Origin of the sequence: Thermococcus profundus (assembly GCF_002214585.1) — an archaeon.
GTDB classification, from domain to species: Archaea; Methanobacteriota_B; Thermococci; order Thermococcales; family Thermococcaceae; genus Thermococcus; species Thermococcus profundus.
Window position 1 is genome coordinate 1,014,663 of record NZ_CP014862.1, and the last position, 13,116, is coordinate 1,027,778.

The 13,116-nt window shown below is 46.8% G+C and carries 14 protein-coding genes; 1 reads left to right on the forward strand and 13 read right to left on the reverse strand.

Annotated elements, in window-relative coordinates; all coding sequences use genetic code 11:
* The first annotated feature begins 90 nt into the window (after window positions 1-90).
* The gene (locus tag A3L09_RS05540) at window positions 91-804 is read left to right on the forward strand and encodes a maleate cis-trans isomerase family protein (RefSeq protein WP_088858004.1); all 714 of its coding nucleotides are present in this window, start codon (window positions 91-93) and stop codon (window positions 802-804) included.
* A 54-nt stretch (window positions 805-858) separates the two neighbouring features.
* Here A3L09_RS05540 and A3L09_RS05545 read toward each other — a convergent pair whose 3' ends face one another.
* From A3L09_RS05545 to A3L09_RS05600, 13 genes are all read right to left on the reverse strand, one after another.
* On the reverse strand, window positions 859-1,050 hold the full coding sequence (locus A3L09_RS05545) for a hypothetical protein (protein WP_088858005.1): 192 nt from the start codon (window positions 1,048-1,050) through the stop codon (window positions 859-861).
* A gap of 15 nt (window positions 1,051-1,065) precedes the next feature.
* Window positions 1,066-2,046, reverse strand: coding sequence for a hypothetical protein (locus tag A3L09_RS05550; protein ID WP_088858006.1), 981 nt, complete (start codon window positions 2,044-2,046; stop codon window positions 1,066-1,068).
* A gap of 22 nt (window positions 2,047-2,068) precedes the next feature.
* Complete coding sequence (locus tag A3L09_RS05555; RefSeq protein ID WP_088858007.1) at window positions 2,069-2,980, reverse strand: hypothetical protein; 912 nt, start codon at window positions 2,978-2,980, stop codon at window positions 2,069-2,071.
* A gap of 64 nt (window positions 2,981-3,044) precedes the next feature.
* A complete protein-coding gene (locus A3L09_RS05560) occupies window positions 3,045-3,998 on the reverse strand; it encodes a hypothetical protein (protein WP_088858008.1) in 954 nt (317 codons plus the stop codon).
* Window positions 3,995-4,609, reverse strand: a complete 615-nt coding sequence (locus A3L09_RS05565) for a hypothetical protein (protein WP_088858009.1) — start codon at window positions 4,607-4,609, stop codon at window positions 3,995-3,997. Before A3L09_RS05565 ends, A3L09_RS05560 begins: the two co-directional genes overlap by 4 nt.
* A gap of 28 nt (window positions 4,610-4,637) precedes the next feature.
* A complete protein-coding gene (locus tag A3L09_RS05570) occupies window positions 4,638-5,492 on the reverse strand; it encodes a hypothetical protein (protein ID WP_232473477.1) in 855 nt (284 codons plus the stop codon).
* The gene (locus tag A3L09_RS11080; protein WP_257789802.1) at window positions 5,489-5,611 is read right to left on the reverse strand and encodes a hypothetical protein; all 123 of its coding nucleotides are present in this window, start codon (window positions 5,609-5,611) and stop codon (window positions 5,489-5,491) included. Before A3L09_RS11080 ends, A3L09_RS05570 begins: the two co-directional genes overlap by 4 nt.
* Entirely contained in the window at window positions 5,608-6,603 is a 996-nt protein-coding gene (locus tag A3L09_RS05575) for a hypothetical protein (protein ID WP_088858010.1), read from the reverse strand. Before A3L09_RS05575 ends, A3L09_RS11080 begins: the two co-directional genes overlap by 4 nt.
* 11 nt (window positions 6,604-6,614) lie before the next feature.
* Window positions 6,615-7,535: a hypothetical protein gene (locus A3L09_RS05580; RefSeq protein WP_088858011.1), complete on the reverse strand. Its 921-nt coding sequence runs from the start codon at window positions 7,533-7,535 to the stop codon at window positions 6,615-6,617.
* An 18-nt stretch (window positions 7,536-7,553) separates the two neighbouring features.
* A complete protein-coding gene (locus A3L09_RS05585) occupies window positions 7,554-8,558 on the reverse strand; it encodes a hypothetical protein (RefSeq protein WP_088858012.1) in 1,005 nt (334 codons plus the stop codon).
* A 23-nt stretch (window positions 8,559-8,581) separates the two neighbouring features.
* Window positions 8,582-9,565: a hypothetical protein gene (locus A3L09_RS05590; RefSeq protein WP_088858013.1), complete on the reverse strand. Its 984-nt coding sequence runs from the start codon at window positions 9,563-9,565 to the stop codon at window positions 8,582-8,584.
* A gap of 15 nt (window positions 9,566-9,580) precedes the next feature.
* On the reverse strand, window positions 9,581-10,594 hold the full coding sequence (locus A3L09_RS05595) for a hypothetical protein (RefSeq protein WP_232473478.1): 1,014 nt from the start codon (window positions 10,592-10,594) through the stop codon (window positions 9,581-9,583).
* A complete protein-coding gene (locus A3L09_RS05600) occupies window positions 10,591-12,987 on the reverse strand; it encodes a hypothetical protein (RefSeq protein ID WP_232473479.1) in 2,397 nt (798 codons plus the stop codon). The genes A3L09_RS05595 and A3L09_RS05600 overlap by 4 nt, the downstream gene beginning before the upstream one ends.
* Window positions 12,988-13,116: the final 129 nt, after the last annotated feature.

Here is a 13,116-nt window from a genome sequence, read left to right on the forward strand (position 1 = left end):
CACCGGGGAAAATGAACTTTTAGGCTTATCAAAGTTTCCGGAACCAAAGGTTTAATAGCCCTTTTCTCAGACCTCTTTAAGGTGGAAGATATGTACGGATGGCGCGGAAGGCTCGGCCTTATAGTTCCCTCCTCAAACACAACGATGGAGATGGAGCTTCACGGTTACCTCCCCGAGGGGGTTTCCCTTCACACATCGCGGATGCCCCTGAGGAACGTTACGGAGGAGGAGCTCGTTAAGATGGGCTCACTGGCCGTTGAGAGCGCGAAGCTCCTGCGCGATGCAGGCGTTGAGCTCATACTCTACGGCTGCACGAGCGGTTCATTCATCGGCGGAAAGGACTATGAGAAAGAGATCGAGGCAAAGATAGAGGATGAAGTCAAAATACCCGTTATAAGCACGAGCACGGCGGTGATAGAGGCGCTAAAAATCCTCGATGCACAGTCGATACTCGTGGTAACCCCCTACACCGACGAGATCAACCAGCGGGAGAAGGAGTTCCTCGAGGCCAACGAGTTCGAAGTTCTGGACATCAGGGGGCTCGGCATAGAGGACAACCTGAAGATAGGTCGGCTGGAGCCATACGAGGCCTATCGCCTCGCGAAGGCAAGCTTCATGGACGAGGCGGATGCTATATTCATCAGCTGCACCAATTGGAGAACCTTTGAAATAATCGAGGCCCTTGAGGAAGACCTTGGTGTTCCGGTCGTTACTAGCAATCAGGCCTCACTCTGGCTCGCCCTCAGGGAAATGGACGTTATGGAGAAGATTCCGGAGCTGGGCAGGCTGTTCGTGGAGTATTAAGGATTTTTCATTCTCCCTTTGGTTTCAATACGTGTTTCAAGCCTCTCTTGGATTTCACAAATTGTAAGTTGCAAACTGCCAGAGATTATCCTCGTGATAAACCACTATCAAACCCTCCTCCTTTGGAATTCCAGCGAGCTTGTATGCTCCTTCTGCTGTTGAGAGCTCGTGATAAGTGTAAGCGTTGTACGCGAAAAAAGAAAAGAGAATGAAAATTATTAAGATAGCTAGGGAATGCTTTATCACTGTATCACCTTCTCCCTAATTACAGTGATAGCCGTTTATGTAATCAAACTTTCTTCTGTCTATTCTTCCTGGAGGGTATATTCTCAGCTCGGCGTGAATATTATCGTTCTTGTCTATCCATCTTATCCACGCGTACACTGTTCCAGCGTCTTTGAAAATGCGAAATCTTGCTCTAGAGTTTCTTCCAATAGCTTTCTGAAGTTGGGGTGAGTTGAGTTTCTGAAGGATCTGCCTTATCGAGACTTCTTTTAAATCCCACGTGGTGTTTTTTGAACAGTGCCCAGCCAGTGTGTCTGAGAGCGTGATGTTCCCAGGATAGTGAATCATTCTTTTAATAGTCCCATTGTCCGCGGGCAGGAACTCCACGACAACACCCCTTGTGAAATTTAACATGGGGCTCGGTAGGTAAAGCAACCCTTTACCATAATAAGCATCGTCTGTGGGGAACATTTTGTCCCCATAGACATCTACAATTGTTCCAGTAGTAATCTCTGAATCTTTGAGAATGGCGATTTGAGTGTAAGTGACATTTTCCTTGCCCTTGATTACTTCTTCAATCGACGGGTAAATGCTCTCAATCTCCTCATCCCTGTAAATCTTGTCCTTGTAGAGGAGTTCTCTGCAGTTATTGCAGTTTTTGACGTCATTCAACTTTTCTGGGCTCGTTGCTAGGAGTGAGTAGTTAAAGGGAGTCTTGCAGGTTATCTTACTTTTCTTCATTCTCGGCCAGATCTTCAAGAATTTGTACGTCTTGAAAGTGTAAATGCTGAGGGCCTTGCTATCTGGGGCATACAAAGCGAACTGGTACTCTCTAAAGCCATTAAAACCAGTTTGAGAGTAATAGTAAGCCGCTATTAATTGAGAGTTTTCCCTAACTTGAGCTGGAATCTCCTGGTAAAGGTCGTTCATACGCTCTGAGGGGAGGTAGAAATAACTGAAAAGCAGGAGGAAAAATAAAAGGAAGCTAAGGGCTACTACACCTTTCCTCATCCCCATATCACCCTTACCACATGCCCTTTTACTCGGTTATGTTTGCTGGGATGTCCGTGCCCTCCATCGTGGAGTATGCAGGTGGGAGCTGCTCTTTCATGGATATGCCCTTCCAGTATCTGGTGAGGGCTATAAAGCCGGCATGAGCCCCCGAACCGTCAGGGTTTGCATAGTACATCAAACTAATAAAGGCTGTTTGTGTTCCCTCAAGGTATTTAAGAGCACCAAGCCCAGTGCTCACGGTTTTGTCTGTAAAGCGGAAAGGTCTTAAGTCAGTTGCCTTCCCGCGCCCTGTAATCCTGATATTGCCGGGATAAAGGGCCTCATACGTGGAGATCTCGTTGTTGACAGCGACTTCGGCATACCATACAAATTTTTTCCCTGGGTTTTCCTCCAAACTTGGAATTGCCAGTACTTTCCCAGAGCCAACTGAACCGTGAACTGCATCTCCCCCTACGAGCCTTATTCCCCCGACCCATAATTCTCTCCCAGCCCAGCAGGCAGTAAGGCTCCTCAATGGTTTATCCCAAAATTCCCTGTTCACATCCTCCGCTCTTGGGAATTTTAGTGGGTTTTCTCTTGTGTACCATTTTCCGTTGAAGAGGAGTGCTGGGGTCTCTTCTGGGGCTTTTTCGAGGAGTTTTAAATCGAGTGCGAGGGGCGAGTAGTTCAGGGGTGTTTCAACGCTTTTAACATCGTTCCCCCATGGCAAAATTGGGTTCTCTGAGTAGATGGCGTAAACTTTCAGCTTCCTAGTTTCTGGATTGTATGTAGCGAACTGCCAGAAGCTCGTATCATGATACACGGCAATGAGTTGCTCGTTCTCTGCAATCCTCGCCATTTTGTAAGCCCTAACTGCCGGAGGAAGAGAGTTAAGATAAGCTAAGTACCCGATGAAAAGAAGGAAAAGAATAAAAGCAGCGAAGAGCTTTCTCTTCATCTTAGGTTATCCCCCTTTTTCTGGTTGTTGTTTTGATTCTAGAGGTTTTCTGACTCTCCTCTTCTCAGTTGATTGAACAGTGAGTTATGTAAACCCTCCTGAAGTGTATTCTCCTGAGAGGAATGGGGTCTTTTCCAATTTTCAAGTAAGCGTAGGTGCGTTCTTCCGGGATTATCCATTCAATCCACGCTGTGTCAGGATCCCATATAGAAACTTTGAACCTCCACGCTTTCTCTGAGTACTCTCCAAACTCTTTGATCCCCCTTATAATATCCTGAAGCTTGGGGTTTTCAGCCGTCCATAGTGTACTGCTATTGACATCTTGTTGATAAATGGAATGGAGCGTTACATTCTCGGGATAATGTATGGCCACTCTGGGTCTATCGTCCAAATAAATGGTTATCCATGTGGCTTTCTCAACGTCTTTTCCCTGGCTGGGCAGGATAAGTGCTCCGGGGTATCCTTCAAAGCCTATGTCTCGAATAGTATCGCCCGAATACATGCTAACTGCCCCAATGGAAATTTCCTGGCTTTTTATTCCAGTAACCTTCCAGTAATTTAAGTCAGGTCTCAGAAGTTCATCTAATCTTGGCTGAAGGTTTTCAATCTCCTCGTTCCTGTAAATCTTATCTTTATAGAGGAGTTGTCTGCAGTTGTCGCAGTTTGTGAAGTCTTTCAGCTTTTCTGGGCTCGTTGCTAGGAGTGAGTAGTTAAAGGGAGTCTTGCAAGTTATCTTGCTTTTCTTCATTCTTGGCCAGATCTTCAAGAATTTGTAAGTCTCGAAAGTGTAAATACTGAGGGTCTTGCTTTCTGGATTGTAAAAAGCGAACTGATACTCTCTGAACCCGTTAAAACCTGTTTGGGAGTAGTAGTAAGCGGCAACAAGCTGGGAATTTTGCCGGACTTGTTCTGGAATCTCCTGGTAGAGATCGCTTATGCTCTTTGAAGGGAGGTAGAAATAACTGAAAAGTAGGAGGAAAAATAAAAGGAAGCTAAGGGCTGCTACGCCTTTCCTCATCCCCAGATCACCTCCATGAAGTAGCCGACTCCGGTATACGGCCCTGTCTTGGGTGTGAAGTTTTCGTCAATCCTGAGATTAATATTGAGTAACGGTCTTCCCTTCATGTAATCCAGTTTTGATAGCCAAGGTGGCTCATTTGAGCCCGTAAGAATTGTGTATAAGGTTTCCCAAGCGGAACAGTGCCAAATCTGTTTGTCGTTCTTTTCGTCATATATATCCACAGAGGGATCTCCCCATTGATTCGTAGTGTATGGCTTCCAGTCACCGTATTCATTTGTTAAGTATTGGTGGAATTCTTCGTAATCTTTTGGCGTGCTCAGCTCGCTCCAGGACCATTCGTGCTTCATGACTGAAGGCGGGGCGGCATCGTAAACTGGATGCGGTGCTACTAGAATCGCGGCGAGGGGATTGATTAGGGCGGCATATTGGTAGACGTCAAAGTATGGCTCGTGCCAGTAATAAGACCTTTGATTCCAGTCCTCGTACTCGTCCCCAAGCCAGAATACGTAGTGCCCGAGTTCGTGGGCGAGCGTTCTGCCCCAGCGCACGTCCCCAATACTGGTAGTACCTGTGGGAGGCGTGTACTCCTCGAACTTCTTAGACCTCATGGCGTTACCTCCCACTCAAAATGAGATTCTATCTTCTCCAGCACGGTTTTCCATAGTCATGTCTTTTCACGCTTCCATTGCTGTAAATTGTGATTTGGGAAACCATTCTGCATTCTCCCAGTTCATCAACAATGTTCCAAGGATCGGGGTTAAGGACGACTTCCCCGTTCATCACGAGGATCCCCCAAGCTGAGTCAAAGTACTGGGAAACATTGGTTGGAAGGTTTGTGCGCTCAATCTGAGGCAAGTTGAGCCTTGGAGCATAGCCGTAGACAGTGCCGATTGGATACTCTATCTCAATAAGGTCATGAGTACCGTTGTGCGGCAGAATTTTCAATACGAATGATGATGCACACTTGCCTTTCGATGGAAATACGAGATATCCTCCAGTGACGTTAGTGTGCCCCAGCCTTACGAGCTCCCAGCCATCCCCCAGGGCAGCCTTGCACTCTGGACAGAGGGTTATGAATTCCCGACAGGGGATAGATTTTAGAGCTCCTTCAAAAATTCTTATTGTGTCGTTGGACTTTACTAATAGTTCCTCTTTAACACTCTTGAGGTTCCCAACTCTTTTTGCTTCAAATGAGAGGGGCGAATAGTCAGCGTACGTTTTAACGCTTTTTTCGTGATGCTCCACTTTTGGGATTATGTTCCCCTTCAGCTTGAGGACGTGAAGTGTTAGGGTTCCATTCTGATATGTTGCTATCCTCCACTCGTTCTCGTGATGTTGCATGAGAATTATCCCCTCATTAATTCCCGCATTATTTAGAACACATGAAGGCGTATTGAAGCAAGTGGTAGCTTCATGTCGTTCCCATAATACTAATGAAGATGCCAGTAAAAGGAAAAAGACGAGAGAAAGTGCGAGGAGTGTTTTCCTCATCCCCAGACCACCTCCATGAAGTAGCCGACGCTGATATGTGTCAATCTGCACCTCTGGAGCATACCATTCTCTGAGGTTGCACACTTCTTTATGGTAGTGCGGGTCTTGCCGTTCCTCATCCGCACCGGTACTCCCTTATGAATTTAGAGTTTCTCCAGTAAACCTTACCTGCCGGATATACTCTCCATTCACTGTAAATTCCCTTTCCCACGTCAGTCCAAGTAACCCACGCTTCTAACCGCTCGGTACCCCATTTGGAAATCTCGAACCTGAACCTAGTGGGAGTGCCGATCGTTTTCCTGACTTTTTGAGAGTTCAAAACCTGAGTGAGATTGGCAAGAACTTCTCTTTTGAGCGTCCATGTGGTATTATCTGAAACTGGAATCCTGTAATACTCTGACAAGCGGATTGTATCGTTCAAGATGACGTTCTCTGGATAGTGGATTATGCGCTTCACCGTCTCGTTGTTCAGGGGCAGGAACTCAACTATGATTCCCCTTGTGAGATTCTTCATTGAACTGGGCAGGTAGAGAAGCCCGTGAGCGTGCCATACGTAGTCTGTGGAGAACATTTTGTCACCTGATGCAAGCACCATTGCTCCAGTTGAGAGTTCCGAGGATTTGACAAGGGAGAGCTTAACGTACCTTGTACTCCTGTTGCTTCCAACTATCTGCTCAAGAGACGGGTAAATGCTCTCAATCTCCTCATCCCTGTAAACCTTACCCTTGTAGAGGAATTCTCTGCAGTTATCGCAGTCCTTGAAGTCCTTCAACTTTTCTGGGCTCGTTGCGAGGATGGAATAATCGAGGGGAGTCTTGCAAGTTATCTTGCTTTTCTTCATTCTTGGCCAGATTTTCAGGAGTTTGTAAGTCTTGAAAGTGTAAACGCTGAGGGTCTTGTTTTCTGGATTGTAAAGAGCGAACTGGTACTCTCTGAACCCGTTAAAACCAGTTTGGGAGTGATAGTAAGCGGCAACAAGTTGCGAGTTTCTCCTAACTTGCTCCGGAATCTTCTGGTAGAGATCACTCATGCTCTTTGAAGGGAGGTAGAAATAACTGAAAAGCAGGAGGAAAAGTAAAAGGAAGCTGAGGACTGTTAAAGCTCTCTTCATCCAAGGTCACCTCATCTGAGTTCAATATTTGAAATGCACCCTAAGTCTGTAATGTTGGTGGGGTTGGTACTTTTGGCCTCTACTTGGCAATATCCGCCGTTTAGTGATCTTCCAAAGGCGTAGTACCCAGGAACCCGCTTTAGAGTCTCGTAGAAGATTAGCTGAACATACTTAGGATTCTTTGTCTCAAGTTTTTTGATTATTTCTTTGGCCATTTTCTGGTCGACGTCCCGGTATGTAAAAGCAATTCCTCCTTTCGCCAAACCCCTAAGGATTACTCCAGGATAGTATGCGAGTACCTCAGAACTATTCTGATTCCCAGGCTTTTCCTTTACCCACAGGAGTTTTGTGTCCTTGTAGGAGGGGAAGACGAGTACGCCGTTCACTCCAATACTCCCATACCCCACGGTATCCCCAGCGAATCTACTGTCCCTCCTAAGGACTTCTTTTGACCTTATCCACATCTCTTTACTTGTTCCGAGCGCGTAAATCTGGTAAAACGTTTCATTCGGCTTAATGACTTCACTGAGATTCCACCAGTACGAGCCATCAATCTCATCATCGTACTTCCATCCGATGGTCTTGAAGAGTAATGCCCTCTCGTGGGGCGTGTAATCCTTCAAAACTTCCAAGTCCAGTATTACTGAAGAGTAATTCACAAGGGTTTTCGAGCTTTCAACTCTCCTGCTCTTCAACCAGAAGGGGGTTGACTGGCTAACAGTGTAAAGCTTGAGCATGTTAGTCTTCTCGTTATATGTCGCGAACTGCCAGAGATTGTTCTCGTGATAGACTGCTATTAAGCCCTCCTCTTTTGGTATTCCAGCGAGCTTGTAGGCTCCTTCTGCCGTTGAGAGCTCGTGATAGGTGTAAGCGTTATACGCGAAGAAGGAAAAGAGGAGGACAAAGAGTATTCCGAGGGAGAGTTTCTTCATTTTTGAGTCCCCCTCCAGTTAGGGTAGTTTCTCCCGTATGTCGCTCCCATACCAAGTGCACACGTACCCGCCGAATTTCCTGAACCCTGCGCGCTTGATTTTTCCTTGGGGGTATATTCTCCAAATCCCCTCAACGCCTTTCCTGGGATTCACCCAGGTTGTCCACGCTTCAATTCTTCCATCCTCTCTCGTGATCGAGAACTCAAAGCGGATGGAGCCTTCAATATTACTCACGAGTTCCTCCGACTTCAATTTTTGAACAATATCCTTCAAGGAAACTTCCTCCAGCGTCCACGTTTTATTACTTGGAGCTTTGACTTTCGCCGTTGTTGAGAGTGTAACATTGCCCGGATAATGAGCGACCACCCTAATCGTACCGTTCTCTCCAGCGATGAACTCCAGTATTACACCCCTCCACGGAGCACCCATAGAAGAAGGCAAGTGAAGCAAACCCCCATAACCCAAGGGGCCTCGTAGTATTCCTTTATCTCCTACCCATTCTACTATTTTGCCCGTTGAGATTTCTTCGTCCTTGGTGAGTACAAGGTTTACGTAAGTAGTGTTCTCCTTGCCTTTGATGACTTCATTAATTGACGGGTAAATGCTCTCGATCTCCCCATCCCTGTAAATCTTACCTTTATAGAGGAATTCCCTGCAATTGTTGCAATTTTTGAAGTTTTTGAGTTCTTCTGGAGTAGTTGCAAGGATTGAGTAGTTGAAAGAAGCCTCACAACCTACTACGTCATCCCTCATAGCTGGAATAAATTTGAGAAGCTTTACTATTTTGAAAGTGTAGACCCTAATTTTCCGCGCTTCCGGATCGTACAAAGCGAACTGGTACTCTCTGAATCCACTAAAACCGGTTTGAGAGGAATAATAAGCGGCAACAAGTTGCGAGTTTCTCCTAACTTGCTCCGGAATCTTCTGGTAGAGATCACTCATGCTCTTTGAAGGGAGGTAGAAATAACTGAAAAGTAAGAGGAAAAGTAAAAGGAAGCTGAAGGCTGCTATACCTTTCCTCATCCCCAGATCACCTCTAAATAACCCTATCCGAGTTTTCCTGATCTTTCATCGCCACAACACCCATTGCATTTGAGGGTTACAGCGATCCATATTGCCTCATTACTGCATTTTCTAGAGGCTCCATCCACAGGCCTGCCAATGAAAAGGGCCATTCTTCCCGATCTATCCCATTCCATGTTTTGCTCCCACGCTTTACGAATTCCTTCTGAATCTTCAACTTCAGATGTACAGTTTGAAAACCTCTGCATGCTCCCTTCCAAGTTCTTCTTGCCTTCTTTGCTGCAGATTGCCATCCCAAGTCTGCCCCCAAAGAGGAAAAGGCTACATTCAGGGGCTGTTCTCGTGCTCAGGTTCAAAACTGTCCCGTCAAAGAAGGTTAGGAGTGTCTCTGAGTTGTTGTTCTTTCTCGTAATCACTGCGGAGACAGTCGGTGAACCAGTCCCAGTAACGTCTGGTGGGACTAAAATACTTCCAGGTCCTGCTGAAGGATATCCAAAATCTGAATTACAGACTCTAATTTTATCGAATCCCATCCAGAAGTCGTCTTTCGAGTAGAATAGGCCAATTATTGTGGCATTAGTCCCCGATATGCTTTGGAAGACAGCAGTCTGATTGGTATTTGGCTTGTAGTGCCATTTTCCATTGAAGAGAAGCGCTGGAGTATCCCCATTCCACCTCTTGATCAATTTTGGGTCAATGGTGAGGAGTGAGTAATCGTATTGGGTAGTATAAACCTTGAGCTTCTTCGTGAGCCTGGGTATTATGCTAATTTTCTCGCTCAGGGAAACTATCGCGACTTCTTGGGTTTGAGGGTTGTATAACACCAGTTCCCATTTTGGTCCGAGTGTTCCTTTTTTCACGTAGGATCCGATGAGGGCTTCATTTCCGTTTTCCTTTGAAAGCTGGAGCATTTTCTCCGGATTTGTGAGGGTCTGGTGAACCTGGTATGCCTTAAGGCTCCAAACGGCCAGGAACAAAATGAAGAGGAAAGAGATAAGTTTCCTCATCCCCAGATCACCCTGTTAGCTACAGCGGTAACCGAGGAGGGACTTAAATCTTCTTTCGCGGGTTAGTTCGGTGGGATAAACTTTCAACCCTCCATAAATTCTGTTCTTTCTGTCTATCCATATTATCCAAGCTTCAAGTCTCGGTGTCTCCCCCCATAATGGTTCTTTTGATATTTCAAATCTAACCCTTGAGTCTTCCTCGATGACCTTTTGAAGCTGTTTAGAGTCGAGCTTTTGGAGAATTTGTCTTATTAGAACTTCCTTTAAAGTCCAAGTCAAGTTCTGCGTGATATTAACACGGTAGTACTCCGTAATTTTGAACTCGTCTGAGAGTGTGATGTTCCCAGGATAGTGAATCACTCGCTTGATGGTCTCGTTGTCCACGGGCAAGAACTCTATAACAACACCCCTTGTGAAATTTAACATGGGGCTCGGCAAGTAGAGCAATCCCCTCCCATGCCAAATGTAATCCGTGTAAAAAATTATGTCCCCAGTTGAAGATGACAGCTCCATTGCTCCCGTGCTTATTTCCGAGTCTTTGAGGAGGGAGAGCTTCACGTAAGTGGCATTTTCCTTGCCCTTGATTACTTCTTCAATTGACGGGTAAATGTTCTCGATCTCCTCATCCCTGTAAATCTTGCCGTTATAGAGGAACTCTCTGCAGTTATCGCAGTTTTTGAAATCCTTCAACTTTTCTGGACTTGTTGATAAGAGGGAATAGTTAAAAGGAGTCTTGCAAGTGATTTTGTTTTTCTTCATCCTCGGCCAGATCTTCAAGAATTTATACGTCTTGAAAGTGTAAACGCTGATGGTCTTGTTTTCTGGATCGTACAAAGCGAACTGGTACTCTCTGAACCCGTTTAAACCAGTTTGAGAGGAATAATAAGCGGCAAGAAGTTGAGAATTTTGCCTGACTTGTTCTGGAATCTTTTGATAAAGGTCGTTCATACGCTCTGAGGGGAGGTAGAAATAACTGAAAAGCAAGAAAAAGAGTAAAAGAACGCTGAGGATTACTAGGCCTTTCCTCATCCCCAGGTCACCTCCATAAAGTAACCGACTCCGGTATATGGCCCCGTTTTGGGTGTGAAGTTTTCGTCAATTCTGAGATTAATATTGAGTAGCGGTCTTTCCTTCATGTAATCCAGTTTTGATAGCCATGGGGGCTCATTTGATCCCGTGAGAATTGTGTATAAGGTTTCCCATGCAGAGCGAGTCCATTGTTCGATTATCTGTTGAGTTTGGGGATCCATATCACCTGCCCACTGGTACGTAGTGTATGGCTTCCAGTCACCGTACTTGTCTGTCAGGAATTGGTGGAATTCCTCGTAATCCTTGGGAGTGCTCAGCTCGCTCCAGGACCATTCGTGCTTCATAACCGAGTCAGGAGCAGCGTAGTACACATCCCTATCGAAATAGCATGCAAAATCATCGCACGTTATATAATTCCAATAGTAAGAGTTCCCCCGCCAATCCATGTACTCGTCTCCAAGCCAGAATACGTAGTGGCCGAGCTCGTGGGCGAGCGTTCTGCCCCAGCGCACGTCCCCAATACTGGCAGTGCCGGTAGGCGGCGTATACCGCTCAAACTTTTTGGACATCATAATATGACCTCCCCTCCAGTATCCTCCAGGGTCTGCCCTTGGCCATCCCTGATAGAGAAATTCCCCTTCAGTCTGTGGGAGAACTCCAGTCTCGTGCACCCTCACGTCTGCATCATTCCAGTGCCTCTTGTTGTCCCATATCTGCACGCTGGTTATCATCGCGTACCCGTCGGTGTAGTCGTAAACAAAATCGCTCGCCTTCCTGATGCTGTAAATCAGATTTTTCTTGTCCCCCTCGCTCAGGGGCCACTCTGTAGAAACCTTGAGACTAATCCCTAGAATGTCCCTCTTCGCCGGGTCTTTTCCAATCATCAGCTCGACGATGTTTGGAACCCCATCGCCGTCGTAGTCTCCGTAGGAGTCGTTATCGTTGCTTTCATCGCGCAGGGAATCGTCGTTGAGGTAGTACCCGTCGGTGGGATCGAACCTCCAGGGAAGCCCCGCCGCTTCGAGCTCCTCGTTCAGCTCGACCTCGCGCCAGTAGGGGATCCCATCGCCCTCGCCGCCGGAACCCAGAACAGTTACCACGAACCAGATCTCCCCGTCTGGGGCTCCATCCGAGGAGTACGTGACGACCTGCCCTTTGATCTTGGTCTTCTTCCCTCCAAGGGAGAGGACAACGTCCCCCTGGGGCGAACCGGGAGACATTGCGCTGAGGAGCCGGCTCACCCTCGCACCGTGCGTGTTCACCAGGGTGAAGTTCTTGAGCTTCCCATTGGGCAGTTCAACGGTCACCAGTTCCACACTCCTAGGCCTGGAGACCTGTACCCATCCCCTCTTGGAGGGGCCTCTTACCTCCTTCACTCCCTCAGGGGAGACAGCGCTGATGACTTTCCCGTTGATCCCGTTTTTCTTTAGAATGTTCTCATACTTGGAGTACACTTTCACGTCTTTGCCCGGGTCATGTGCCGAAATACCACATGAGCCGTCGCCGCATCCGCTGAGGTGACCGTAGCCGTAGTACTGTTTCTCATCGCCTGGATAATCATCGCCGCTCCAGGTTCCCGTTCTGAGATTGTAGTGTATCGTAGCTGCGTTTCCTGGGCCGGGGGATATATCAATGGGATCGTCTGGGTCGTCGTCCCTATCACGGAGCTGGAACGTTATATCCACGATCTCGGCACTATCCGGAACGTCGAATACAGCTTCTCCTACTGCATAGTTTTGCAAGTTGCCTAGGATGTCAATTCCTGGCACGATTTTGCCAGTATAAGACTCGGTGTCTTTGGTGTCGCTTTTGAAGTTCAGCGTTTTTGATGAATCCCAATCCCCTGACCTCGCGGTTATATCGACGCTCATGTCAGGATCAGAATGCAGGATTGGATCGGGAACTGCATCGATCGCCTTTGCGCGTAGAACGTAAACCATGATCCGAGCGTCTCCAAAGGGATCCATGTCTTCGAGATCCATGATACCATCGCAGTCAGCGTCCAGCTCTAAAGTGGCGGTTTGGGTTTTTGAACTAATGCCTCCGGGATAGACTATCTCAGCTTTAAACGAATGCTGGCCGGAGAACACTCTCAGGGAAACTTCCTCCACAGTGGGGGTGTATGGATGCACCTCGAATCCACCGCTGTATTTTTCTATTCCATCCACGTATATCTTTAGCGTCCCTACTGCAGTTGTTCCTCCATAGTTGTTCAGGCTTACCCCAATCCTGACGTATCCCCAGCAGGCCACAGGCTGAATGTCCATTCCGGTTATCACTGGCTCAGGAGCAGGTGCGCCGGAGGCTATATTCTGGCCAATGAAAGTCCCTGTCCCTACCACCAGTATCAGGAGGGACAGAACAAGGCCGAGTGTTTCTTTTATTCTCCTCATTGTTCTAGCACCTCGAATGTTTTCGAATACTGTATATACTTTCTCATATTTAAAATTTCTGAAAACTTGATATAACAGGATAATAAAGGCCCCGAAACCCTTTTAAGATCCTCAGACTGTTAGTCACTG